The organism is Pseudomonas sp. LH1G9, from assembly GCF_002949975.1.
Taxonomy (GTDB): Bacteria; Pseudomonadota; Gammaproteobacteria; order Pseudomonadales; family Pseudomonadaceae; genus Aquipseudomonas; species Aquipseudomonas veronii.
In genome coordinates, this window is sequence record NZ_CP026880.1 from 6,128,241 (window position 1) to 6,151,302 (window position 23,062).

23 protein-coding genes are annotated in these 23,062 nt (G+C 62.3%); 12 read left to right on the forward strand and 11 right to left on the reverse strand.

Going from position 1 to position 23,062, the window contains the following annotated elements; genetic code table 11:
- The first annotated feature begins 23 nt into the window (after nucleotides 1-23).
- On the forward strand, nucleotides 24-2,531 hold the full coding sequence (gene hrpB / locus C5F70_RS28460; RefSeq protein ID WP_104904388.1) for an ATP-dependent helicase HrpB: 2,508 nt from the start codon (nucleotides 24-26) through the stop codon (nucleotides 2,529-2,531).
- A 32-nt stretch (nucleotides 2,532-2,563) separates the two neighbouring features.
- Here hrpB and C5F70_RS28465 read toward each other — a convergent pair whose 3' ends face one another.
- A complete protein-coding gene (locus C5F70_RS28465; protein ID WP_104904389.1) occupies nucleotides 2,564-3,652 on the reverse strand; it encodes an endonuclease/exonuclease/phosphatase family protein in 1,089 nt (362 codons plus the stop codon).
- 40 nt (nucleotides 3,653-3,692) lie between these two features.
- Nucleotides 3,693-4,352 (reverse strand): YciC family protein, encoded by a 660-nt coding sequence (locus C5F70_RS28470; RefSeq protein WP_046381956.1) that lies wholly within the window; start codon nucleotides 4,350-4,352, stop codon nucleotides 3,693-3,695.
- A 181-nt stretch (nucleotides 4,353-4,533) separates the two neighbouring features.
- Between C5F70_RS28470 and C5F70_RS28475 the strand changes: the two genes are divergently transcribed.
- The 3 genes from C5F70_RS28475 to C5F70_RS28485 all read left to right on the forward strand — a co-directional run bounded on the left by C5F70_RS28475 (nucleotide 4,534) and on the right by C5F70_RS28485 (nucleotide 6,561).
- Complete coding sequence (locus C5F70_RS28475; RefSeq protein WP_017848309.1) at nucleotides 4,534-5,298, forward strand: DUF2076 domain-containing protein; 765 nt, start codon at nucleotides 4,534-4,536, stop codon at nucleotides 5,296-5,298.
- A gap of 128 nt (nucleotides 5,299-5,426) precedes the next feature.
- On the forward strand, nucleotides 5,427-5,903 hold the full coding sequence (locus C5F70_RS28480) for an NYN domain-containing protein (protein WP_017848308.1): 477 nt from the start codon (nucleotides 5,427-5,429) through the stop codon (nucleotides 5,901-5,903).
- 46 nt (nucleotides 5,904-5,949) lie between these two features.
- Nucleotides 5,950-6,561, forward strand: coding sequence for a PolC-type DNA polymerase III (locus C5F70_RS28485; RefSeq protein WP_017848307.1), 612 nt, complete (start codon nucleotides 5,950-5,952; stop codon nucleotides 6,559-6,561).
- Nucleotides 6,562-6,736: 175 nt separating this feature from the next.
- Here C5F70_RS28485 and C5F70_RS28490 read toward each other — a convergent pair whose 3' ends face one another.
- Entirely contained in the window at nucleotides 6,737-7,009 is a 273-nt protein-coding gene (locus C5F70_RS28490) for an acyl carrier protein (protein ID WP_017848306.1), read from the reverse strand.
- On the reverse strand, nucleotides 6,999-7,565 hold the full coding sequence (locus C5F70_RS28495) for a hypothetical protein (RefSeq protein WP_046381958.1): 567 nt from the start codon (nucleotides 7,563-7,565) through the stop codon (nucleotides 6,999-7,001). The genes C5F70_RS28490 and C5F70_RS28495 overlap by 11 nt, the downstream gene beginning before the upstream one ends.
- 494 nt (nucleotides 7,566-8,059) lie before the next feature.
- On the opposite strand from C5F70_RS28495, the gene C5F70_RS28500 reads away from it, so the two are divergent.
- Nucleotides 8,060-8,356, forward strand: a complete 297-nt coding sequence (locus C5F70_RS28500; protein ID WP_017848305.1) for a DUF6124 family protein — start codon at nucleotides 8,060-8,062, stop codon at nucleotides 8,354-8,356.
- Between the two features lie 175 nt (nucleotides 8,357-8,531).
- Here C5F70_RS28500 and C5F70_RS28505 read toward each other — a convergent pair whose 3' ends face one another.
- A complete protein-coding gene (locus C5F70_RS28505; protein ID WP_017848304.1) occupies nucleotides 8,532-8,993 on the reverse strand; it encodes an Lrp/AsnC family transcriptional regulator in 462 nt (153 codons plus the stop codon).
- A gap of 160 nt (nucleotides 8,994-9,153) precedes the next feature.
- Here C5F70_RS28505 and yedA point away from each other — a divergent pair, with 160 nt between their 5' ends.
- Both yedA and C5F70_RS28515 read left to right on the forward strand, forming a co-directional pair.
- The gene (gene yedA, locus C5F70_RS28510) at nucleotides 9,154-10,050 is read left to right on the forward strand and encodes a drug/metabolite exporter YedA (RefSeq protein WP_017848303.1); all 897 of its coding nucleotides are present in this window, start codon (nucleotides 9,154-9,156) and stop codon (nucleotides 10,048-10,050) included.
- A 60-nt stretch (nucleotides 10,051-10,110) separates the two neighbouring features.
- Complete coding sequence (locus C5F70_RS28515) at nucleotides 10,111-11,445, forward strand: DEAD/DEAH box helicase (protein ID WP_017848302.1); 1,335 nt, start codon at nucleotides 10,111-10,113, stop codon at nucleotides 11,443-11,445.
- A gap of 124 nt (nucleotides 11,446-11,569) precedes the next feature.
- Here the strand turns inward: C5F70_RS28515 and C5F70_RS28520 are convergent, their stop codons facing one another.
- Together C5F70_RS28520 and C5F70_RS28525 are read right to left on the reverse strand one after the other, a co-directional pair.
- Complete coding sequence (locus tag C5F70_RS28520; RefSeq protein ID WP_104904390.1) at nucleotides 11,570-12,796, reverse strand: TIGR03862 family flavoprotein; 1,227 nt, start codon at nucleotides 12,794-12,796, stop codon at nucleotides 11,570-11,572.
- Nucleotides 12,797-12,967: 171 nt separating this feature from the next.
- Nucleotides 12,968-13,888 (reverse strand): histone deacetylase, encoded by a 921-nt coding sequence (locus C5F70_RS28525; protein ID WP_046482194.1) that lies wholly within the window; start codon nucleotides 13,886-13,888, stop codon nucleotides 12,968-12,970.
- Between the two features lie 76 nt (nucleotides 13,889-13,964).
- Here C5F70_RS28525 and C5F70_RS28530 point away from each other — a divergent pair, with 76 nt between their 5' ends.
- Genes C5F70_RS28530 through C5F70_RS28540 form a run of 3 tightly spaced genes read left to right on the forward strand, consistent with a single transcriptional unit; the run spans nucleotide 13,965 to nucleotide 16,038 of the window.
- A complete protein-coding gene (locus C5F70_RS28530) occupies nucleotides 13,965-14,534 on the forward strand; it encodes a GNAT family N-acetyltransferase (RefSeq protein ID WP_046482192.1) in 570 nt (189 codons plus the stop codon).
- Nucleotides 14,535-14,572: 38 nt separating this feature from the next.
- Nucleotides 14,573-15,442, forward strand: coding sequence for an acyl-CoA thioesterase II (gene tesB, locus C5F70_RS28535; RefSeq protein WP_017848298.1), 870 nt, complete (start codon nucleotides 14,573-14,575; stop codon nucleotides 15,440-15,442).
- A complete protein-coding gene (locus tag C5F70_RS28540) occupies nucleotides 15,439-16,038 on the forward strand; it encodes an HAD family hydrolase (protein ID WP_104904391.1) in 600 nt (199 codons plus the stop codon). The genes tesB and C5F70_RS28540 overlap by 4 nt, the downstream gene beginning before the upstream one ends.
- A gap of 120 nt (nucleotides 16,039-16,158) precedes the next feature.
- Here C5F70_RS28540 and C5F70_RS28545 read toward each other — a convergent pair whose 3' ends face one another.
- From C5F70_RS28545 to C5F70_RS28555, 3 genes are read right to left on the reverse strand one after another with little or no spacing between them, the layout of a single operon-like run.
- Complete coding sequence (locus tag C5F70_RS28545) at nucleotides 16,159-17,139, reverse strand: hypothetical protein (protein ID WP_104904392.1); 981 nt, start codon at nucleotides 17,137-17,139, stop codon at nucleotides 16,159-16,161.
- A complete protein-coding gene (locus C5F70_RS28550; protein WP_017848295.1) occupies nucleotides 17,140-18,027 on the reverse strand; it encodes a neutral zinc metallopeptidase in 888 nt (295 codons plus the stop codon).
- A 44-nt stretch (nucleotides 18,028-18,071) separates the two neighbouring features.
- Entirely contained in the window at nucleotides 18,072-18,485 is a 414-nt protein-coding gene (locus C5F70_RS28555; RefSeq protein ID WP_046482185.1) for a lipoprotein, read from the reverse strand.
- A 185-nt stretch (nucleotides 18,486-18,670) separates the two neighbouring features.
- Between C5F70_RS28555 and C5F70_RS28560 the strand changes: the two genes are divergently transcribed.
- Nucleotides 18,671-19,549 carry a DMT family transporter gene (locus C5F70_RS28560; protein WP_017848293.1) on the forward strand — a complete coding sequence of 293 codons (879 nt, stop codon included), beginning with the start codon at nucleotides 18,671-18,673 and terminating at the stop codon, nucleotides 19,547-19,549.
- Between the two features lies 1 nt (nucleotide 19,550).
- On the opposite strand, the gene C5F70_RS28565 is transcribed toward C5F70_RS28560, so the two are convergent.
- Nucleotides 19,551-20,885 (reverse strand): MFS transporter, encoded by a 1,335-nt coding sequence (locus C5F70_RS28565; RefSeq protein WP_046482183.1) that lies wholly within the window; start codon nucleotides 20,883-20,885, stop codon nucleotides 19,551-19,553.
- Nucleotides 20,886-21,095: 210 nt separating this feature from the next.
- On the opposite strand from C5F70_RS28565, the gene quiC reads away from it, so the two are divergent.
- The gene (gene quiC / locus C5F70_RS28570; RefSeq protein WP_017848291.1) at nucleotides 21,096-22,994 is read left to right on the forward strand and encodes a 3-dehydroshikimate dehydratase QuiC; all 1,899 of its coding nucleotides are present in this window, start codon (nucleotides 21,096-21,098) and stop codon (nucleotides 22,992-22,994) included.
- Nucleotides 22,995-23,062 lie beyond the last annotated feature (68 nt).

Below are 23,062 nucleotides of genomic sequence, written 5' to 3' on the forward strand. Positions count from 1 at the left end.
CGCCGCTCTGCTTTGGAGCCAGTATGAATTCGTTGCCGATCGATGATGTTTTACCCGCCCTACGTGACGCCTTGGCGAATCGCCATGAAGCCGTGCTGGAAGCACCGCCCGGCGCCGGTAAAACCACCCGCGTACCCTTGGCCTTGTTGAATGAGCCTTGGCTGGCCGGGCAGACCATCCTGATGCTCGAACCCCGACGCCTGGCCGCGCGCGCCGCCGCCGAGCGCCTGGCCAGCGAGCTGGGGGAAAAGGTCGGTGAAACCGTCGGCTACCGCATCCGCCTCGACAGTAAAGTGGGGCCCAACACGCGCATCGAAGTGGTCACCGAAGGCATCCTCACCCGCCGCCTGCAGGACGACCCGGCGCTGGACGGCGTGGGCCTGCTGATCTTCGACGAATTCCACGAACGCAGCCTCGACGCCGACCTGGCGCTGGCCCTGAGCCTGAATGGCCGCGACCTGTTTCGCGATGAGCAGCCGCTGAAAATCCTGCTGATGTCCGCCACCCTCGAAGGCGAGCGCCTGGCCGCGTTGCTGGACAACGCGCCGATCCTGCGCAGCGAAGGGCGTATGTTCCCGGTGCAGATGCGCTGGGGGCGGCCGTACCAGGCCGGTGAATTCATCGAGCCGCGCCTGGTGCAGACCATCCTCGACGCTTTGCATGACGAAACCGGCAGCGTGCTGGTGTTCCTGCCCGGCCAGGCGGAGATCCGCCGGGTCAACCAGCAACTGGCGGACGCGCTCGGTGATCGCCGCGATGTGCTGCTCTGCCCGCTGCATGGCGAACTCGACCTGAACGCCCAGCGTGCCGCCATCGACCCGGCGCCCGCTGGCAAGCGCAAAGTGGTGCTGGCCACCAACATCGCCGAGACCAGCCTGACCATCGATGGCGTGCGCGTGGTGATCGACGCCGGGTTGGCGCGTGTGCCGCGTTTCGACCCCGGCAGCGGCATGACCCGCCTCGACACCCAGCGCATCTCCCGCGCCAGCGCCACCCAGCGTGCCGGCCGGGCCGGGCGCCTGGAACCGGGCGTGTGCTATCGCTTGTGGTCCGAGGACCAGCACGAAGGCCTGGCCGCCTATGGCAGCGCGGAAATTCTCGCCGCCGACCTCGCCGGGCTGGCCTTGCAACTGGCGCGTTGGGGCGTTGCGCCCGCGCAGTTGGTGTGGCTCGACATGCCGCCCGCTGCCGCGTATGCCCAGGCTCAGGACCTGCTGCAACGCCTCGGCGCCTTGAATGACGACAAACTGACCGCCCACGGCCAGAAGATGGCCGAGCTGCCGGCCCATCCGCGCATCGCCCATCTGCTGCTGCGCGGGCAGGATCTGGGGCTGGCGGCCACTGCGTGTGATGTCGCCGCGCTGCTGGGCGAGCGCGACATCCTGCGCGGGGGCGGCGCGGATCTGCACAGTCGCCTGGCGTTATTGTCCGGTGAAGAACGCGCGCGGGGCACTCAGGGTGGTGTTCAGCGCGCCAAGCAGTTGGCCCGGCAATATCGCGGCTATTTGCGCGGCCAGGCGACCAAGCCGGTGGCCGACCCCGAACACCCGCGTTGGCTCGGCGCGCTGCTGGCGTTGGCGTATCCCGACCGCGTGGCCCAACAACGCCGCCCCGGCGGCGCCGAATACCGCCTGGCCAATGGCCGCGCCGCCTTGTTCGCCGAGGCCGATAGCCTGATGAAACAAGCCTGGCTGGTGATTGCCGACCTGGGCAGCCGCCAGGGCCAGCGCGAAGAACGCATCTACCTGGCGGCGGATTTTGATCCGGCGCTGTTCGACACGGTCCTCGCCGAACAAGTACGCACCGTCGACCAATTGGATTGGGACGAGCGCGAAGGCGTGCTGCGCGCCGAACGCCAGCGCAAAGTCGGCGAACTGGTGCTCAGCCGCGAACCCCTCAGCGGCCTCGACGAAAACGCCCGCAGCCAGGCGCTGGTCAACCTGGTCCGGCGCAAAGGCCTGGAGCTGTTGCCCTGGACGCCGGAACTGCGCCAATGGCAGGCCCGCGTGATGTTGCTGCGCCAGCTGGACACCGGCACCACCAGCGAATGGCCCGACGTCAGCGACAGCGCCTTGCTCGCCAGCCTGGAGCACTGGCTGATGCCTTACCTGGGTAAGGTCTCGCGCCTCAGTCATTTCGCCAACCTGGATATTTCCAGCTACCTGCACAACCTGTTGCCCTGGCCGTTGCCCCAACGCCTGGACGAACTGGCACCGCACCATTTGAAAGTGCCGTCGGGTTCGTCGGTGCGCTTGGACTACAGCGAGCATCCGCCGATTCTGGCGGTGCGCCTGCAGGAATTGTTCGGCCTGGCGGATACACCGCGCATTGCCGGCGGGCGCCAGGTGGTCAAGTTGCACCTGCTGTCCCCGGCGCGACGGCCGGTGCAGGTGACCCAGGATCTGGCGAACTTCTGGCGCAGTACCTACGCCGAGGTGAAGAAAGATCTGAAAGGGCGCTATCCCAAGCATTACTGGCCGGATGACCCGTTGGTGGCCGAGGCCACCGCCCGAATCAAACCACGCAAGTAAGCGTGACCGCGATTCAAATGTGGGAGGGGCGGTTATTGCGCGGCGGGCAGCAGGAAGCGGGCGATGACCGGCAGATGGTTGGAAATGCGCAACGTATCCGCCTGGCGCACCTTGGCTTCTACACGCTTGATCCGCGAGCTGTAAAACAGGTAATCGACGGTGCGATCCGGCCCGTCCAGGCTCGGGTCATTCGGAAAGTGCGTCAGCCACTGCTCACGATCAATCCCGGTGGATTCGCTGTTGCTCGGGATCATCGGGTATTTGTCCCACAGCAGATGCAGTTCGCTGTCCGGTGAATACTGCCCGCGTTTACCGGCATCCAGGCGCAGGAATTGCCCCAGCGGCAGCAAATTGAAATCGCCACCGATCAACCACGGCGTACCGCGGCTTTCGAACTTATCCAGCAGTTTTACCGTGGCCTGGACTTGTGCTTGCACCGCACTGCGCCCGGGTGCGTCGCCTTCCAGGCGAGTGTTGAGCACCGCCAGTTGGCCGCCGTCGCTCAAGGGCAGATAGGTCAGCAGCAACGCCGGTTTGGGTTGGAACTGACGGCTGATGAAATCCGCGGGCGGTACGGGCAGTTGCAGGCGTTCGGCGTGTTCGATCTGGTAGCGGCTCAGGGTCACCAGCTTGCGGCCGACGCTGCCGAAAATATGCAGGTTGGGGATAAAGTCGGCTTTCCAGTCGAAGGCCTGGGCGCTGCAGGGGTAGAGATCGACGAGCCGCTCTTGCAGCAGCGCCACCTGATCCTGGTAGTGGGACGGCTTGGCGCCTTCGTCGAGTTCCTGCAACAGCAGGATGTCGGGCTGTTCGTCGCGAATCACCCGGGCCACTTCGTCGAGGCTGAAGGCCATGTCTTCGACGGTGGGGCGGTCGTCCGGGCCGCTGCCGTCGGCGGTGTCGTACCAGAACACGTAGTTCTTGCCGGCCAGGTACTGCACGTTCCAGGTCATCACCTTGAGCGCCTGCCCGGGCAACAGGGTCGGCGCACGGGGCGCGATGCAGCTCACGGGCAGGGTTTGCTTGTCGGCGGGGCGCCAGGTCAGGCTGTAGATCAGGGCCGTCAGCAGGCCCGCGATGATCAGCAGGCCCAGCAAGGTGATGCGCAATAAACGGGTCATCGGCTCGGCTTATAGCGTGTCAGGGGTGACACGGAGCATATCACCGCACGTCGGCGTCGCCACCGATCAGCATAAATAAACGGAACAGCACCACACTGGTAAACAGCTGCAGGAAGCTGTGTGCGCTGTCGATCAGCACGCCCAGCAACGGCGCGGGCTCGGGATACGCCGCCATGCTGGCGCCTTTGAGCAGCCACAGTGGCGTCATTACGCACAGCAGGCACACCAGGATTCGCCAGAAATGCCCGCGGGTCAGGCGCAAACTTTCCTTCATCGCCGCCAGTGCAGGCATGCCGCGCAGCACCAGCAGGTATTCGGCGAACGCCAGCACCACCATCAGCCACAGGCCCGGCAGGAAATACAGCGACAGCCCGAGCAGTATCAGCAGGGTGCTCATCGCCGTCAGCAGGGCGAAGCGCGGCCACAGCGTCAGGGCCATGGCCCACACATCCTTGGTGCGCGGCGATTCGCCACGGGTGCGGGCGTCGAGAAACAGGATCAGCGCCCCGGTGTACAGCGGATACACCAGCAACCCCACCACCACGCTGTAGCCGGGGAAGGCATCCGGGCCGAGCGTGTGGTCGAGCACCTGTTGCAGCAGGGCTTCGAGGATCACCAGCGGCAGGCACAGCTGGACGATGGCGCCCAGGTTGCGCTGGGTGAAACGGAGGGAGTCGCGCAGCACATCTAACGGATTCATCAGAGTCATCACAGGCCGAAAAAAAGCAGGGGCACACTTTAACCGATAGGTGCCGTGAGCAAGCAAACGTAAACCTTGAGTAAAGACCATTGAAACAACTGGTAACACCCCCATAACTAGCAGGACCGAGCCTGATCACAGGCCGGACCATGATTTCTACCGGCAATCTAACGAGGTCGCCATGAACAGCGAAGAGCAAACCCTGATCGATGGACTGTTTTCACGGCTGCAACAGGCCGAAACGGACTCAGCCCCCCGCGACGCGCAGGCCGAAGCGCGGATCAAGGAGCATATGACGCGCCAACCGGCGGCCGGGTACTACATGACCCAGTCGATCCTGGTGCAGGAACACGCGCTCAAGAACCTCGACGCGCAGAACAAGCAGCAGGCGCAACAGATCCAGCAATTGCAGGACGAGTTGCAGCGGGCCAAGTCCCAGGCGGCACAACCGGCGCCGAGCAGCGGTGGCTTTCTGTCGAGCATTTTCGGCGGTGGTTCCCGTGACGCGCAACCGCCACAGAGCGCTCCGGCCTCATCCGGCGGCGGTTGGCGTGAACCGGCTCGGCCGTCTTTCGGACAGCCTGCGCCGCAACAAAACTACGCTGCCCCACAGCAGAATTACCAACAGCCGCAACAACCCGCCGCCGCCCCCATCGGCAGTGGCTTTCTCGGTGGCGCCCTGAAAACCGCAGCGGGTGTGGCCGGTGGTGTGATGCTGGCGGAAGGTATCAGCAGCCTGTTCAACCACAACTCGCAACAGCCGCAAGTGGTGGAAGAAATCATCCGTGAAGTGCCCGCGCCTGCCAGTGACAACAGCAACTGGGGCAACGATGACCAGAAGTTTGCTGGCAATGACAACTGGGGCAGCAACAATTCCGATAGCTTCGCGGACAGTGATTATTCCGACAACTCGTCCTCCTTCGACGACGACGATTCCTTCGTCTGACGTATCCAGGCCGGGGCGCTTTGCCGCCCCGGGCTGATTTTTCCCGGAAACTTTCCCGTGGCTGGCATACTGGCAACCTTTGCGGACCTTCGCGTCCGGGGTCCAAGCGGCAGTCATGGGGAAGTGCGGTGAAGAAAATTGCAGTGTTCGCCGATGTACAAAACCTCTACTACACCGTGCGCCAGGCGTATGGCTGCCATTTCAACTACGCCGCCTTGTGGGCTGACATCAGCTCGCGCGGGCAGATCGTCGAGGCGTATGCCTATGCCATCGACCGTGGTGACAGCAAGCAGCAGCAATTCCAGCAGATCCTGCGCAACCTGGGCTTTACCGTGAAGCTCAAACCCTACATCCAGCGCAGCGACGGCTCGGCCAAGGGCGACTGGGACGTGGGTATCACCATCGACATCATGGACGCCGCCGCTAACGTCGACGAAGTGGTGTTGGCTTCCGGCGACGGTGATTTCGACATGCTGCTCGACCGCATCATCCACAAGCATGGTGTCGAAGCCGTGGCCTACGGCGTGCCGGGGCTGACGGCCAACTCACTGATACGCGCCGCCAGCCGCTACGTGCCGATCGAAGGCGCGTTGCTGCTCAAATAAGCGCTGCGGTTCAATAGATAAATGCTTAGACGGAGTTGGAACAGGTTTGGAACGTATAGCGGTCATCGACTTTGAAACCACCGGCATCACCCCGAGCAGCCACTGCCGGGCCACGGAAATCGCGGTGGTCATCCTCGAACGTGGCCAGATCGTGGACCGCTACCAGAGCCTGATGAACGCCGGCGTGCGCGTGCCGGGCTTTATCGAACAGCTCACCGGCATCAGCAACGCCATGCTGCGCAGCGCGCCGCCGGCCGAGCGGGTGATGAACGAAGTCAACGAGTTCGTCGGCACCACACCGCTGCTGGCGCACAACGCCGCGTTCGACCAGAAGTTCTGGGACTTCGAACTGGGCCTGATCCGCCGCACCCGCCTGCAAAAATTCGCCTGCTCCCTGCTATTGGCCCGCCGCCTCATGCCTGCTGCACCCAACCACAAACTCGGCACCCTCAACAGCTACGCCCAACTGCCCCACACCGGCCAGGCTCACCGGGCCATGGCCGATGCGGAGATGGCGGCTAACCTGACGGCGCACCTGGCCGAGCAACTGCGGCGAACCCATGGCTTGCGCGAGCTGTCCCACGACCTGCTGTGTACCTTGCAGAAAGTCCCGGCGGCGAAGATCAATGAGCATTTGAAGAAGCATCGCGGGTTCTGATAGAACAACGCCGTTCAAAATGTGGGAGGGGGCTTGCCCCCGATTGCGGTGGGTCAGCTACACATAAGCTGACTGATCCACTGCTATCGGGGGCAAGCCCCCTCCCACATTTTGACTGTGTTCATCCATCAAAGTGGGAAGGGCGGTGCGACGATTCGACTTGCCCCCGATGGCGTCAGAGGCCGCACTGCAGATTTGAACGCTGAACGATCAAGTCGACAATTTGCTCAAGGGTGGTGATGTGATCCCAATCTGCCTGCGTCGCGCGCAGTTTGAATTGCCACTTGATCTGCATGACAAAGCAAGTCAAATCGTCATCGATGATCTTGAAGTCATGGATGAAATCCGTTTGTTCCGTCACCTGGCTGCGGTCGATGAAGCCGATGATATCGACGAACAGTTGAATGACCTTTTCGCTGATCTCGGCTCGGGTCAGATTACTTTCCATTTCTTGCCTCGTAGGCACACTTACCAATACTGATTAGATCAAAGACAGCCAACCCCGCAGCCACGAAGGGAATGCCTCGCCCGATAATGCCAAATACCCTGACAGTTCCAAATGTTGCTTTCGCCATTCTGGCCACGGTTGGCTGCCTGATCAATGTACGAGGGAAGAAGCGCATTCCGATGAGGCTAGCCAGGTTCGTCGTTTTGCTGGAGCCGACTTGAACCCAAGTGCCCACGGCAATTTTGCTTATCGGTATGCCCGCCGCACCAGTGAGAACCGTTGCAGCCGTCAAGCCGTAGTGTTGCTTTGTACACTTCCAGAGTTCGTCAAAAGTAGTGCTCGGCACCGAGGATTCCGCATGAATGGGCTTGAGTAACTGATAACTGGCGCCATGGGTCCAGCCTGGCGAATTAGGCAAAGCCATGACTGCCGGGCAGCTTGTCATTGTGTTTCCCATATGAAACGCCATGCTTGAAGTTGAGCCGAAATCGATGCCCTTGCTTTCGAGCTCAAACTTGCTTCGCATGATTGCTGTATGAAGATCGCTTTCCTGCATGCCGTAGTCCCTGTACGTAAATGACAGGCGGATAGTAAGTTTCAGCAAAGGGCGATTAGTGGTTGGCGGGAAAAACCAGAAAGGTCCGACGAAGCAGTAGCGCTTAGCCTACTGACGTTTCAGAAGACCGCTAAAAGCCTCCACAAAGAACTGATGTTTTAGTGGCAAGCAAGACCAATCCCTTTCATTTGCGGGACGTTTCCTAGAGAATTCCACGGCCTTGCGCCCCTCGGATCAGGTAGCTAGTCTCGCCTCGTCATCGAATCATCGATGATCGGACGTGCAAGTCCGGTTCGCAAAGGTGCACTAGCGCCCTACATCTCAACGCCTGGTTTTTAGTGGTCGGCGTTTATCTGTTATGGCGGCTGTGCGCTGGAGACCTTCGGGGTCTGCCGGGTTTCCTTTGCCCCGGTCTTGCACACCTGCGTACAGCTGCCACCCTCATTCGCGTGCAAGCGAACGGTGACGGCCTCTTACTTCAGAGGAATTACACCATGGTCAAAGTCACCCCCGATCCACCAGACTTCTTGAGCGAAGACGCCCTGCTCAACCGCCGCGCCATCGACTACTACCTCAAAGCGTCCGCCCCGGATGCACCCACCTTCATCCTGAATGACAACCTGAGCCTAGAAGATGCCCTCGCCCATGCGGCGGACTTGCTGCATTGCGCGGTGAAAACTGCGCACTTGCCGGGTGAGGCGATGAACGCGCAGCAGCGTGCGGTGATGCATTTGGTGGAAATGGCGAAGGGAGTGGTGGATCGGGCGCTGGAGTGTGTGCAACCTCGTTGAACCACACATAACGAATGTGGGAGGGGGCTTGCCCCCGATTGCGGTGGGTCAGCTACACATAAGCTGACTGATCCACTGCTATCGGGGGCAAGCCCCCTCCCACATTTTGACTGTGTTCATCCATCAAAGTGGGAAGGGCGGTGCGACGATTCGACTTGCCCCCGATGGCGCTGGATCAGCCACCACTTTTCCCATTCCCCTCCAACTGCCCCAACGGCACCCGCCGCGCTATCGCGCTCGACAAAATGATCGAGGTCTTGCTGAACCCGAACTTCGCTATCCGATTAATCAAACTCTCCAGCTCCGGCATGGTGCCTACCGCCGCTTGCATGATCACGCACGGATCGCCCGTGACCCGGTGGCATTCGGTCAGTTCGGGGATTTCGGCCAGGGCGTCGTACACCTTCTGGCTGCCATGGTTGGTCAGGCGCAGTTCGATCACGCACTGGATCGGTAAACCCACTTTGGACAGGTCCACCTTGGCCTGGTAGCCGGTGATGACGCCGCTGGCTTCCAGCTTGGCCACGCGCTCGGCCACGGCGGGGGCGGAGAGGTTGACCGTGCGTGCGAGTTGCGCGTAGGACGCGCGGCCGTCTTCGAGCAGGGCGCTGAGGAGCATGCGGTCGTATTTGTCCATGAAAAGGCTCCAGCGTCAGGTGGCTTTCGAAAGCATGGTTTATAGCCCTCATAACCATGCTTTGAAAAGTGTATGGGCGGTTTAAACAGGTTTTGTAACTTATGTTTATGCACCTGTTTTTTTAGAATAAGCCTCTCTTTTTCTGCCGCAGAGCTGCCCAATGCCTGGCCCACGTCGCTTTCCCTTACCGTTGATCGCCGCCTTTTTTGCGCTGTATGTGATTTGGGGGTCTACCTACCTGGTGATCCGGATCGGTGTGGAGTACTGGCCACCGCTGTTGCTGGCGGGGATTCGGTTCTGTACGGCGGGGGCGCTGATGTACGCGTTTTTGCGCTGGCGTGGAGTGCCGGCGCCGACGTGGGTGCAATGGAAGTCTGCCGGGATGATCGGGATTTTGCTGCTCACTTTCGGTAATGGCGGCGTCACGTTGGCGGAGCACGCGGGGGTGTCGTCCGGTGTCGCTGCGCTAGCCGTGGCGACCGTGCCGCTGTTCACCTTGCTGTGCGGTTATTTCTGGGGCGCGCGTAATACCCGTCTGGAGTGGGCGGGGGTGATCCTGGGCATTATCGGCATTGCCATGCTCAACATGGGCAGCACCTTGCAATCGAGCCCGATCGGCGCGGCTTTATTGCTGTTTGCCGCCGCCTCGTGGGCGTTCGGTTCGGTGTGGAGCCGGCAACTGCCGCTGCCCCAGGGCGCCATGGCCAGTGCGGCGGAGATGCTGGTGGCCGGTGCGGCCCTGTTGATCGGCAGCGCAGTGTCCGGTGAGCACCTGCAAGCCATGCCGCCGCTGGAGGGCTGGCTGGCCCTGGCCTACCTGACGGTGTTCGGTTCGATCATCGCCTTCAACGCGTATATGTACCTGCTCAAGCACGTGCGTCCGGCTGCCGCGACCAGCTATGCCTATGTGAACCCGGCGGTGGCGGTGTTGTTGGGGATCGTGTTTGTCGGCGAGTCCATCGGCATCGAAGAGGCACTGGCCATGTTGGTGATCATCAGCGCCGTGCTGTTGATCAGCCTGCCCCAGTGGCGAAAGCCTGGGCCGAAAATAAGGTAAACTGCCGCGCATAACGCCTTTTTACCCGCTTAGGCGCTGAATTTCCCCTACGGTAACCACATGACTTTCGCCACACTTGGCCTGATCGAACCCTTGCAGCGCGCCCTTGAGACGCTCGGCTACCAGACCCCGACGCCGGTGCAGGCGCAAGCCATTCCGGCGGTGCTGGCCGGCCGCGACCTGATGGCCGCTGCCCAGACCGGCACCGGCAAGACCGCTGCTTTCGCCGTGCCGCTCCTGCAACTGCTGACCATGGAAGGGCCGAAAGTCGCCGCCAACTCGGCGCGCGCGCTGATCCTGTGCCCGACCCGCGAGCTGGCCGAGCAGGTTCACGCCAGCGTTGCTGAGTATGCCCAGCACCTGCCGCTCACCACCTACGCGGTGTACGGCGGCGTGAGCATCAACCCGCAGATGATGAAGCTGCGCAAAGGCGTCGACGTGCTGGTCGCCACGCCTGGCCGCCTGATCGACCTGTTTCGTCAGAACGCGCTGAAACTCAATCAGCTGCAAACCCTGGTGCTCGACGAAGCCGACCGCATGCTCGACCTGGGCTTCTCCGAGGAGCTGGCGAATATTTACCGCATGCTGCCGAAAAAGCGCCAGACCCTGCTGTTCTCCGCGACCTTCTCCGATGAAATCCGCACGCTCGCCGGGCAAATGCTCAACGACCCGCTGAGCATCGAAGTCAGCCCGCGCAACGTCGCCGCCAATACCGTCAAGCAATGGGTGGTGCCGGTGGACAAGAAGCGCAAGCCGGAGCTGTTTGTCCACCTGATGCGCAAGGGCCGCTGGAAGCAGGTGCTGGTGTTCGCCAAGACCCGTAACGGCGTGGACGCGTTGGTGGATAAGCTGCAGGGCCTGGGCATCAATGCTGACGGCATCCACGGCGACAAGCCGCAGGCGACCCGTCAACGTGCGCTGGACCGCTTCAAGTCGAGCGACGTGCAGATCCTGGTGGCCACCGACGTGGCGGCCCGTGGCCTGGATATCGAAGACCTGCCGCTGGTGGTCAACTTCGACCTGCCGATTGTGGCTGAGGACTACATCCACCGTATCGGCCGCACCGGCCGCGCGGGCAACACCGGCGAGGCGATTTCCCTGGTGTGCGCCGATGAAGTGAACATGCTGTCGGCCATCGAGATGCTCACGCGTCAGACCTTGACCCGGCATATGGAACAGGATTTCGAACCGGAACACCGCGTGCCGGACACCGATGCCAGTGGGCAAGTGGTGAAGAAACCGAAAAAGCCGAAGAAGCCCAAGGCTTCCGGTGGTGGCGGCAAGCGCAACCTGGGCAAGTGGGTGGACAGTGGCGAGGTCGCGCCTGCCGAGCCGTCGATCAAGCCGGTGCGCAAGGTGCCGGTGTTCAATACTGGGCCGCGTAAGAAGAAGTGATTTTGCGGCGCTGCTGATGGCCGTCATCGGGGGCAAGCCCCCTCCCACAGTTTTGATCTGTGAATACATTCAAAATGTGGGAGGGGGCTTGCCCCCGATGACGGCTTTGAATTCACCGCAGATCTCAACGCTTAAGCCACTCCAACATCCCCCGCCCGGCCGCTCTGCCACTGGCAAAACACCCCGTCAGCAAATACCCGCCGGTCGGCGCCTCCCAGTCCAGCATCTCCCCCGCACAAAACACCCCCGGTAATTGCTTGAGCATCAACCGCTCATCCAGCGCCTCAAACGGCACACCGCCCGCCGTACTGATCGCTTCATCCATCGGCCGGGTTTTCACCAGGCTCAGGGGCAATGCCTTGATAGCCACAGCCAATTGCGCCGGGTCGTTGAAATGTTCGGCGGGTGCCAGCTCACGCAACAACGCCGCCTTGACCCCATCCAACCCCAACTGACTGTGCAGATGCTTGCTCATCGAGCGCGACCCACGCGGCTTGGCCAAGGCGGCCTGGACCTTGTCCAGCGGCTTGCTCGGCAGCAGGTCGATGTGCACCGTGGCGGCGCCATTGCGATTGATCGCCTCACGAATCGGTGCCGACAGCGCATAGATCAGGCTGCCCTCGATACCGCTGGCGGTGATCACGCATTCGCCGAGGCGCGGCTTGTCATCTCCCAGGCCGATAGCGACGTTTTTCAACGGTGCGCCAGCGAATTTGCTGACCATCAGTTCGCTCCAGGCCGACACCTCGAAGCCACAATTACTCGGCTGTAACGGCGCGCAGGGCACGCCTTTAGCTTCCAGCCGCTTGAGCCAGGTGCCGTCGGAGCCCAGGCGCGACCAACTGCCGCCGCCAAGGGCGAGCAGCACGGCGTCGCTGTGGATGGTTTTTTCGCCGTCCGGGCTGTGGATAAGTAAACCGCCGTCCGCGCTCCAGCCCAGCCAGCGATGGCGGGTGTGGATAACCACGCCGTGGTCGCGCAGGCGCTTGAGCCAGGCACGCAACAGCGGGGCGGCTTTCATGTCTGTGGGAAACACCCGGCCGGAGGTGCCGACAAAGGTGTCGATGCCCAGGCCATGAATCCATTCGCACAGTGCTTGCGCACCAAACGCACGCAGCAACGGCGCCATCTGCGGCGCACGTTCGGCATAGCGTGACAGGAACGCCGGGTAAGCCTCGGAATGGGTGATGTTCATGCCGCCCACACCGGCCAGCAGGAACTTGCGCCCCACCGAGGGCATGCCGTCGTACACGTCCACCCGCAGGCCCGCCTGGCTCAGGATTTCAGCGGCCATCAGGCCGGCAGGGCCGCCGCCGATAATGGTGACGTGTTGAGCAGGGGTGTGAGACATGGGCAGGGCTACGGTCGCGTGAATAGGCCGAGCATTCTACCCGAGGACGGCGCAAGTTCCTGATCAAAAAACGTACAGCTTCCTACAGGCTATGCGGTTACTGGCTTTCAGACGTTTACGCTCAAGTTATCCACAGGCCGTTCCACAGGCATTGTGGGTAACGCCCATATTTCAATGACAACCTGATGACGTCCACACCCGTTGCGCGCTGTGGTGCAGGATGCCGTGGCGGCGGGCCAAGGCCACACGGTCTTTGCTGTAGCCGCCGCCGATCACGCCCATCACCGGAATGTCGCGGCCCAGGCAATGGCGCATCACGCTCTCATCGCGGGCGGCGACGCCTTCGTCCGTCAGCTTGAGGTAGCCGAGGGCGTCGTCCTTATGCACGTCGACGCCTGCGTCGTACAGCACCAGGTCCGGTTGGTAAAGCGGCAGCAGGTAGTTGAGCGCGTCGTCCACCACCTTGAGGTAATCGGCGTCGCCCATGCCCATGGGCAGCGGGATGTCCCAGTCGCTCTGGGCCTTGCGCGCCGGGAAGTTCTTTTCGCAGTGCAGCGACACGGTGATCGCGTCCGGCGTGTCGTGGAGGATGCGCGCGGTGCCGTCGCCCTGGTGGACGTCGCAGTCGAAGATCAGCACGCGGTTGACCCGGCCGCTGGCCAGCAGGTAATGGCTGATCACGGCCAGGTCATTGAAGATGCAAAAGCCCGCCGGGTAATCGTAGTGGGCGTGATGGGTGCCGCCCGCCAGGTGGCAGGCCAGGCCGTGCTCCAGCGCCTGCTCCGCCGCCAGGATCGAACCGCCCACCGCGCGCACGGTACGCCGCGCCAGGGCTTCGCTCCAGGGCAGGCCGAGGCGCCGTTGGTCTTCGCGGGACAACTCACCGCTCATGTAGCGTTCGATATACCCAGGTTCATGGGCCAGGGCCAGAATGTCCGCCGGGCACAGCGGTGGGCGCAGTAGTTGGCTGTCCTGGGTCAGCCCGGTGGACACCAAGTGGTCACGCAACAGGCGGAACTTGTCCATCGGGAAGCGGTGGTCCGCCGGGAACTCGGGGCTGTAATCATCGTGGTAGATCAATGGCAAAGGCATGGGATTTTCTGACGGGAACCTGCGACGGATCTTAACAGCGCGGTACACTCACGCACATGGCAAGGGAGGGGGACCCATGGAGCCGATACTGGAATTGCACAGCGCACGCCTGGTGCTGCGCCAATGGCGCGATGCCGACCTGCCGGCGTTTGCGCACATGTGCGCCGACCCGCAGGTGATGCGTTATTTCCCGACCCGATTGGACCGCCTGGAAAGCGCCGCGTTGATCGGCCGGATTCGTGGGCATTTCGCCGAATACGGCTTCGGCCTGTGGGCCTTGCAGCGCAAGGACAGCGGCGAGTTCATCGGCCTGACCGGGTTGCAGAATGTCAGCTTTGAAACCGCCTTCACCCCTGCGGTGGAAATCGGCTGGCGCCTGGCGCGTGAGCATTGGGGCCTGGGGTATGCCAGCGAGGCGGCATGGACCGCGTTGCGTTGTGGTTTCGACCGCCTGCAGTTGGACGAAATCGTCGCCTTCACCACCCAAACCAATCTGCCATCACAAAAAGTCATGCAAGCCATCGGGATGCATTACGATCCCCAGGCAGATTTTGAACACCCCAAGGTCGCGGCCGATGACCCGCTGCGCCCGCATGTTTTGTACCGCATCACCCGCGCCCAATGGTTGGACACGCTGCACGGATAAGCAGCCCGGAATGCCCCATAGATTGTAGGAGTTGCTCTATGAGCCAAGTATTGGAAGATCTGGTGGACTTGCTGACCCTGGAGCCGATCGAGGAAAACCTCTTTCGCGGCCGCAGCCAGGACCTGGGTTTTCGCCAACTGTTCGGCGGGCAAGTGCTCGGCCAGTCGCTGTCGGCTGCCAGCCAGACCGTAGAAGCCGAGCGGCACGTGCATTCTTTGCACGGTTATTTTCTGCGCCCCGGCGATGCCGCATTGCCGGTGGTGTATTCGGTGGACCGCGTGCGCGATGGCGGCAGCTTCAGCACACGCCGCGTGACGGCGATCCAGAAGGGCCACCCGATTTTTACCTGCAGCGCGTCGTTCCAGTACGACGAAGCCGGCTTCGAGCACCAGACCAGCATGCCCGAGGTGGTCGGCCCGGAAAACCTGCCGTCGGAGCTGGAACTGACCAAGCAGCGCGTCCACCTGATCCCCGAGCACATGCGCGACAAGTTGCTGTGCCCCAAGCCGATCGAAGTGCGCCCGGTGACCGAAAAAGACCCGTTCAACCCGCAGCCGTCCGACCCGGTCAAGTACGTGTGGTTCCGCGCCGATGGCGCCCTGGCCGACACGCCGGCGCTGCATAAGTACCTGCTGGCCTACGCCTCGGACTTCGGCTTGCTGACCACGTCGCTGCTGCCCCATGGCAAGACCGTGTGGCAGAAAGACATGCAGGTCGCCAGCCTCGACCACGCGCTGTGGTTCCACGCCGACCTGCGCGCCGATGACTGGTTGCTCTACGCCATGGACAGCCCGTGGGCCGGCAATTCCCGTGGTTTTTCGCGGGGCAGCGTGTACAACCGCGCTGGGCAACTGGTGGCCTCGGTCACTCAGGAAGGCCTGATCCGCCACCGTAAGGACTGGGCATGAGTCTGGCGCAGATTAAACATTGGGTGTTCGACATGGACGGCACCCTCACGGTGGCCGTGCATGATTTCGCGGCCATTCGCGTAGCGCTGGATATTCCGCCCGAGGATGACATCCTCACCCACCTCGCAGCATTGCCGGCGGATGTCGCGGCGGCCAAACATGCCTGGTTGCTGGAGCATGAGCGCGAGCTGGCGCTGGGTTCGGTCGCGGCGCAAGGCTCGGTGGAACTGGTGCGGGAATTGGCCGGGCGGGGTTGTCGCCTGGGCATCCTGACCCGCAACGCGCGGGAGCTGGCGCATGTGACGTTGGAAGCGATTGGCCTGGCGGACTGCTTTGCCGTCGAGGATGTACTGGGGCGCGATGATGCGCCGCCCAAGCCCGACCCAGGCGGCCTGCTGAAACTGGCGGCGGCCTGGGATGTATCGCCCAGTGCGATGGTGATGGTGGGGGATTACCGCTTTGACCTGGATTGCGGCCGGGCGGCGGGGACCAGAACGGTGTTGGTCAACCTGCCGGAGAACCCGTGGCCGGAGTTGGCAGACTGGCATGCCGAGGATTGTGCGGTATTGCGCCGGATGATCCAGCCCGGGCAATAAAGATCAAATGTGGGAGGGGGCTTGCCCCCGATAGCAGTCTGTCAGTTAAAAATTTGCTGACTGTTACACCGCAATCGGGGGCAAGCCCCCTCCCACAGGTTGAGCCGGTTTCTGCAGGTATTACTGAGAGAACAGTGCCTTCTGTCCTTCAGGCGAAGTGAAGATCCCATCGCCGTTATGCCCAACCCCCGGCACTTCCACCAGCTTCTGGGTCAGTTGCGGGTGGCGCTGCTTGAGGTAGTCGAAATAGTTGTGCCCGCGAATCAGGCGGTACGCGCCCTGAGTCTCGGCTTCGCAGCTTTTATCCAGCGCCGGGTGGTTCGGGTCGGTGTCTTGCCGGCCCAGCAGGTAGGTGATGTCACGCGACACATAGGCCTGTTCCAGTTGCTCGGCGCTTTGCCCCTTGGCATAGGCGGGCAGGTGTTGCATGCCGTACTTCCAGTCATTGAAGCCAGGGCAGTCGGCGACCTTGAACGGCACCGGGCGCTGCGGGCTGAAGTAGGCGTAGGACGACGGGTTGGCCACCACATAGCGCAGGCGGATGCCCGCGCTTTGCAGGCTTGGTTGAGCATGGCCGGTGAGCGCGAAACGCTGCACCACCTGGCCGCCGCCGGAGTGGCCGGCCACCACAATCTCTTTCAGTGTCGGGAACACGGTGCGGTTGCCCAGGTGCTCGATAATCTGGTCCAGGGCGCCGTAGGAACTGACCTGGCCGGGGCCCGTGGAGGGCTCGCCGGCCATCCAGTCATTGCCGTTCCAGCGCAGCACTTGCGGGGCCAGGTGATGGCGTTTCACGTCCGAGTCATTGAGAAACTGCGGCGCGACCACCAGCGTCGTGCCGCCAACCCCGGCATGTTCGGCGGCGTCTTCAGCGCTCTGCAGATAGGTCTGTGCGTTGCGCAGGCGACCATGCACGATGATCAACGCACGGGTGACGTTGGGCAGGGGTTTACTCCAGTCCTGGCTCAAGCCGAGGCTGAGGTCGCCGGCCGGCAGGTGAAAGCGCTCGGGGCTGACCGCCTTGACCCCCTGCTCGGCGGCCCAGGTGGAGGCGCTGCAGGCGACCAGCACACCCAGCAGCATTCGCAATCGCGTATGCATTTAAAGACTCTTGGCCGCGAAGGTGTCGCATTGAGTGATCTGGCCTTGGGCAAAGCCGGTCTTGAACCAACGCACGCGCTGCGCCGAGGTGCCGTGGGTAAACGAGTCCGGCACGACACGGCCCTGGCCCTGTTGCTGCAAACGGTCATCGCCAATCGCGTTGGCCGCATTCAGCGCTTCTTCGATATCGCCGGGTTCCAGCCAGTTCAGGCGTTTTTGCGCGCGGTTGGCCCACACGCCGGCAAAGCAGTCGGCCTGTAGCTCCTGACGCACCAGCAGGCCGCCGTCGCCTTGCATCTGCCGGCCTTGCTGGCGTGCAGCCTGGATCTTCGACGAGATGCCGAGCAAGGTCTGCACGTGGTGCCCGACTTCGTGGGCGATCACGTAGGCCTGGGCAAAATCGCCGGCGGCCTGGAAGCGTTGCGACATTTCCCGGAAGAAATCCAGGTCCAGGTACACCTGCTGATCCGCCGGGCAATAGAACGGGCCGCTGGCGGACGTGGCGCCACCGCAGGCGGAATTGACCCGGCCACGGAACAGAATCAGTTTCGGGTTCTTGTAGGCCAAGCCGTTTTCCTGGAACACCTGGGCCCAGGTGTCTTCGGTATCGCCGAGCACCGCACGGACAAAGTCGGTTTGCTCATCATTGGCCGGCGGCGCCTGGCGCGACGGGGTGCTCACCGAGGGCGCCTGCTCCAACTGGCCGGTCAATTGGCCGAGGATCTGCAGCGGGTCCTGGCCGGTCAGCCAGCCGATGCCGACGATCAACACAATCGCGGTCAGGCTCAGGCCCTTGCCGCCGCCAAAACGCATGCCGCCACCACCACCGCCACTGTCATCGCGGGCATCCACCACGTTGTCGCTGCGTCGGCCTTTTTTCCATAGCATGGGGCAATCCTCTGTGTGCTAAGCGTGATTGATTATGGTCGTGATTAACGGCAATAGCCTTCGCCGGTGGCGACGATCAGGCAGTTCTTTTTATCCGCCAGCCATTTCAACCCGGTTGCCGCACCGTCACCGGCGCGCAGCTGTTGCGGGCCATCGGGGCGGGTGAAGGCGATGCCGTCTTCGGCCGCTTCGCCTTTGAAGGTGCCGGCGGCGTCGGCGTCGAGGCCGTATTGCATGGTAAGAAGGTAGTGGCCACGGCCGATGCTGTCGTCCTTGGCGATGGTCAGGTGCAAGCCTTCGACGCCGATCCATTTGCCGACCCAGCTGTCGGTGGGTGGGGTTTGCGGCACCAGGGTCGCTTGCACGGAAGGCGGCGCGGGTTTGGCGGGCGCCTTGGACTCTTGGTTGCACGCGGTGAGCAGGGCAAGGGTAGACAGAAGAAAGACAGTTTTTTTCATAGCGGCAAGGCCTTGGTTAAAAAGTGTGCAACGCCGGGGCGAACGTGCAGCGTTGGACTCGATTGCAGTGATTTAGTGCGCTGTTCGCACGGTGTTTGGTTATGCTCTTGGGGCAGACGCATGCCCGACTGCTAGATTAACGGGTTGAGTACCACCGCGTTCAGCCCGCCACGCAAGAGAATTCAATGACTGTCAGCACCCCACTTTCCGGCGTCAACCATCCCTTCAAAGGCATTCTGCTGATTGTGGTGGCGACTTTTCTGTTCTCCAGCCACGACGCCTTGTCCAAATTCCTGGCCGGGTTCTACCCGATCGTGATGGTGGTGTGGGCGCGTTACCTGGTGCATACCTTGTTGATGGCCGGGATTTTCCTGCCGCAATCGGGCTTGCGCGTGCTGCGCAGCAAACGGCCGGGGATGCAGGTGGTGCGGGCCCTGTGCCTGTTGGGTACCAGCCTGTTTTTTACCGCCGCGCTGCATTACATCCCGCTGGCGGAAGCCACCGCAGTGAACTTCCTTGCGCCGATCCTGGTGACGGCGCTGTCGGTGCCTCTGCTCGGTGAACACGTGACGCGTGGCCAATGGCTGGCGGTGATCTGCGGGTTTGTCGGGGTGCTGGTGATCATCCACCCGGGCGGTGAACTGTTCACCCCGGCGGTGCTGCTGCCGCTGTGCTCGGCATTGTTCTTCTGCTTCTACCAACTGCTCACGCGCATCCTCAGCCAATACGACACGCCCACCACCAGTAACTTCTTCGCCGGCCTGTGCAATACCTTGGTGATGAGTGCGATGGTGCCGTTCTTCTGGCAAGTGCCAACCCTGTGGCACGGCGTGTTGATGCTGGCGTTGGGCACCTGCGGGATGACCGCGCACTTGCTGCTGACCCAGGCCTTCCGCTTCGCGGCGCCGGCCTTGCTGGCGCCGTTCGGCTATTGCCAGATCGTGTTTGCGGGCGTGTTGGGCTGGCTGGTGTTTGCGCATACCCCCGACCTGACCACGGTGGTCGGCATCGGGGTGATCTGCATGAGCGGGTTGGCCGCTGCCTGGCAGCAGCGGCGGCGCTGAATCAGGCGTCGACCCTGGGAATCTTGCGCGGTGCCATGAAGTACATCCAGGTCAGCGCGATGAAGTACATCGCCGGGATCAGGGTGAACAGCACGGTGTAGTTGTTGTTCGTCACGGTCAGGATGTGGCCGACAATCTGGGTCATGAACATGCCGCCGATGGCCGCGCACATGCCGCCGAAGCCGAATACCGTACTCATCATGTGCTTGGGCGTGTAGTCCATCACCAGGCTCCAGATGTTGGCGGTCCAGGCCTGGTGTGCGCCAATCGCCAGGGAGATGGCGAACACCGCGACCCACAACTGGCTGGAGCCGGCGGCCATGATCACCCCGATGATGCAGCAGGCGAACAGCAGCATCGACAGCAGCCGCGCCTTGATCGAATTCATCCCGCGGCCGATCAGGAACGACGACAGAATCCCACCGCCCACGCTGCCGAAGTCGGCGGTCAGGTAAATGATGATCAGCGGGATACCCATCTGCGTGACGTTGATGCCCAGGTTGTATTGCTGGTTCAAGAACGGCGGCAGCCAGTACAGGTAGAACCAGAACACCGGCGCGGTCAGCGAGTAGGCGATGGCGAAGGCCCAAGTGCCGCGCATGCGCAGGATGCGGCTGAAGGGGACGCGGGGCTGTTCCGGTTCGACTTCCCGTTGGATGTAGTCCAGTTCGGACTGCTTAACCGTCGGATGCTCTTCCGGGTTGTAGTACTTCAAGCCCCAGAACAGCAGCCAGATCCCACCGAGTGCCGACATGCACAGGAACGCCGCTTGCCAGCCCCATACGTGCAGGATCAACGGCAGCAGCATCGGCGTCATCATCGCGCCGACGTTGGTACCGGCGTTGAAGATGCCGGTGGCCACTGCGCGCTCGCCGGCAGGGAACCACAGGCGAGTGGTCTTGACGCAGGCCGGGTAGTTGGCGGCCTCGGTCAGCCCGAGGATGAAGCGGCAGACCATGAAGCCGACGGCCGAGGTGGCCAGGCCATGGGCGCCGGTGGCCACGCTCCACAGCAGCACCGCGCAGAAGAACACGCGCTTGACACCTACGCGGTCGATCAGTCGGCCTTGCAGCACAAAGCCAATCGCGTAGCCGACCTGGAACCAGAAGTTGATGTTGGCGTAGTCCATCGCCGTCCAGCTCATTTCTTTGGCCAGGATCGGTTGCATCACGCCGAGGGCGGCGCGGTCGATGTAGTTGAGTGTGGTCGCGAAGAACACTAGGGCCAGCATGCCCCAGCGAGTTTTACCGACGGCCATTGCACCGCGGATCTTGTCGCCGATGCCGGCGTGCGGATTGGCCGGGCGCGCAGCCAGGACGGAGTTTTGCGAAGGCATGAGGGTTTACCCGTTTTTGAAATTTTTATGGTGTGTTCTGGGTTTTGTTACGGAATCGATGGTGCGCAGTGGCTAAAAAATCGTCAATTCGCCAATGGCCATTGTGTTCGATAATCGCCCTGAAAACTAACTGGTTCGTACATTTCAATTGCTGCATTAGGCTAGGGGGCGAATAATTTACTGTAAATAACAATTGCCGGGAGTCGCCCCATGCAACGTTCCATCGCCACTGTTTCCTTGAGCGGCACCCTGCCGGAAAAGCTCGAAGCCATTGCCGCCGCCGGGTTTGATGGGGTCGAGATCTTCGAGAACGACCTGTTGTATTACGACGGCAGCCCGCGGGAAGTCAGGCAAATATGCACTGACTTGGGCCTGGCCATCACCTTGTTTCAGCCGTTCCGCGACTTTGAAGGCTGCCGCCGCGACCGTCTGGCGCGCAACCTGGAGCGCGCCGAGCGTAAATTCGACCTGATGCACGAGCTGGGCACCGACCTGGTGCTGGTGTGCAGCAACGCCTCGGCCGATTGCGTGGGCGATGAACGTATTCTACTCGATGACCTCAGCCTGCTCGCCGAACACGCCGGCCGACGTGGCTTGCGCATTGGCTATGAAGCGCTGGCCTGGGGCCGGCATGTGAACACCTGGCAGCAGGTGTGGAACCTGGTGCGTCAGGTCGATCACCCGAGCCTCGGGGTGTTGCTCGACAGCTTCCACACCCTGTCGCTCAAGGGCGACCCGAGCGCCATCGCCGAGATCCCCGGCGACAAGATCTTCTTTGTGCAGATGGCCGACGCACCGATCCTGGCCATGGATGTGCTGGAGTGGAGCCGACACTTCCGTTGCTTCCCCGGCCAAGGCGAATTCGACCTGGCGGGTTTTCTCGCGCCGATCATCAAGAGCGGCTATACCGGGCCGCTGTCCCTGGAAATCTTCAACGACGGCTTCCGCGCCGCGCCAACCCGAGCCAACGCGGCGGACGGCCTGCGCTCGTTGCTCTACCTGGAAGAGAAAACCCGCCAACGCCTGGCGCAGGAACGCCCCGCCGTACCGCTGGATATCCTCTTCGAAACCCCGCCCGCCAGCGAATACGACGGCATCGAGTTCCTTGAGTTTGCCGTGGATGAAGACCTCGGCGCCAAGCTGACCCAATGGCTGGAGCGCCTGGGCTTCGTCAAGGCCGGCCAGCATCGCTCCAAGAGCGTCAGCCTGCTGCGTCAGGGCGATATCAACTTGATCCTCAACTGCGAGCCCTACTCCTTCGCCCACAACTTTTTCGAGGCGCATGGGCCGTCGCTGTGCGCCACCGCGATTCGGGTCAAGGACAGCGCCAAGGCCCTGGAACGGGCGGTGGCCTACAAGGGCCAGCCGTATCGTGGCCTGGTCGGGCCGAATGAACTGGAATTGGCGGCGGTGCGCGCGCCGGACGGTAGCCTGATTTACCTGGTGGACCCAAGCGAAGGCGTATACGACACCGATTTCAATCTGCAACCGGGCGCTGCCACCAGCGGTGGGCTTTTGCGCATCGACCACATGGCGATGGCCTTGCCTGCCGACAGCCTCGACAGCTGGGTGCTGTTCTACAAGAGCTTGCTGGATTTCGAGGCCGATGACGAAGTGGTGCTGCCTGATCCGTATGGCCTGGTGAAAAGCCGTGCGCTGCGCAGCCGTTGCAGCTCGATTCGTTTGCCGCTGAATATTTCCGAAAACCGCAACACCGCGATTTCCCACGCGCTGTCGAGCTATCGCGGCTCGGGTGTGCATCACATTGCCTTCGACTGCGCGGATATTTTCGCCGAAGTGCGCCGGGCCAAGGAGGCGGGTGTACCGCTGCTGGATATCCCGCTCAACTACTACGACGACCTGGCGGCGCGCTTCGATTTCGACGACGAGTTCCTCAGCGAGCTGGCGTACTACAACGTGCTGTACGACCGCGACGCCCAGGGCGGTGAGTTGTTTCATGTGTACACCGAGCCGTTCGAAGGGCGGTTTTTCTTCGAGATCATCCAGCGCAAGCATGGCTACGCCGGCTACGGTGCGGCCAATGTGGCGGTGCGTCTGGCGGCGATGGCCAAGTCGCGCAGTGGTGCGGTACGCCAGGCACGGTTGTGACGGCAGGGCCGGTGCTTCCTTCGGGGAGCGCCGCGGCCCATAATCGCGGCCTGCACAATAAAAAACGG

Coding starts and splice junctions, on each gene's coding strand:
- hrpB (WP_104904388.1), top strand. CDS start 24: ATGAATTCGTTGCCGATCGATGATGTTTTACCCGCCCTACGTGACGCC.
- C5F70_RS28465 (WP_104904389.1), bottom strand. CDS start 3,652: ATGACCCGTTTATTGCGCATCACCTTGCTGGGCCTGCTGATCATCGCG.
- C5F70_RS28470 (WP_046381956.1), bottom strand. CDS start 4,352: ATGAATCCGTTAGATGTGCTGCGCGACTCCCTCCGTTTCACCCAGCGC.
- C5F70_RS28475 (WP_017848309.1), top strand. CDS start 4,534: ATGAACAGCGAAGAGCAAACCCTGATCGATGGACTGTTTTCACGGCTG.
- C5F70_RS28490 (WP_017848306.1), bottom strand. CDS start 7,009: ATGGAAAGTAATCTGACCCGAGCCGAGATCAGCGAAAAGGTCATTCAA.
- C5F70_RS28495 (WP_046381958.1), bottom strand. CDS start 7,565: ATGCAGGAAAGCGATCTTCATACAGCAATCATGCGAAGCAAGTTTGAG.
- C5F70_RS28500 (WP_017848305.1), top strand. CDS start 8,060: ATGGTCAAAGTCACCCCCGATCCACCAGACTTCTTGAGCGAAGACGCC.
- C5F70_RS28505 (WP_017848304.1), bottom strand. CDS start 8,993: ATGGACAAATACGACCGCATGCTCCTCAGCGCCCTGCTCGAAGACGGC.
- yedA (WP_017848303.1), top strand. CDS start 9,154: ATGCCTGGCCCACGTCGCTTTCCCTTACCGTTGATCGCCGCCTTTTTT.
- C5F70_RS28515 (WP_017848302.1), top strand. CDS start 10,111: ATGACTTTCGCCACACTTGGCCTGATCGAACCCTTGCAGCGCGCCCTT.
- C5F70_RS28520 (WP_104904390.1), bottom strand. CDS start 12,796: ATGTCTCACACCCCTGCTCAACACGTCACCATTATCGGCGGCGGCCCT.
- C5F70_RS28525 (WP_046482194.1), bottom strand. CDS start 13,888: ATGCCTTTGCCATTGATCTACCACGATGATTACAGCCCCGAGTTCCCG.
- C5F70_RS28530 (WP_046482192.1), top strand. CDS start 13,965: ATGGAGCCGATACTGGAATTGCACAGCGCACGCCTGGTGCTGCGCCAA.
- tesB (WP_017848298.1), top strand. CDS start 14,573: ATGAGCCAAGTATTGGAAGATCTGGTGGACTTGCTGACCCTGGAGCCG.
- C5F70_RS28540 (WP_104904391.1), top strand. CDS start 15,439: ATGAGTCTGGCGCAGATTAAACATTGGGTGTTCGACATGGACGGCACC.
- C5F70_RS28545 (WP_104904392.1), bottom strand. CDS start 17,139: ATGCATACGCGATTGCGAATGCTGCTGGGTGTGCTGGTCGCCTGCAGC.
- C5F70_RS28550 (WP_017848295.1), bottom strand. CDS start 18,027: ATGCTATGGAAAAAAGGCCGACGCAGCGACAACGTGGTGGATGCCCGC.
- C5F70_RS28555 (WP_046482185.1), bottom strand. CDS start 18,485: ATGAAAAAAACTGTCTTTCTTCTGTCTACCCTTGCCCTGCTCACCGCG.
- C5F70_RS28560 (WP_017848293.1), top strand. CDS start 18,671: ATGACTGTCAGCACCCCACTTTCCGGCGTCAACCATCCCTTCAAAGGC.
- C5F70_RS28565 (WP_046482183.1), bottom strand. CDS start 20,885: ATGCCTTCGCAAAACTCCGTCCTGGCTGCGCGCCCGGCCAATCCGCAC.
- quiC (WP_017848291.1), top strand. CDS start 21,096: ATGCAACGTTCCATCGCCACTGTTTCCTTGAGCGGCACCCTGCCGGAA.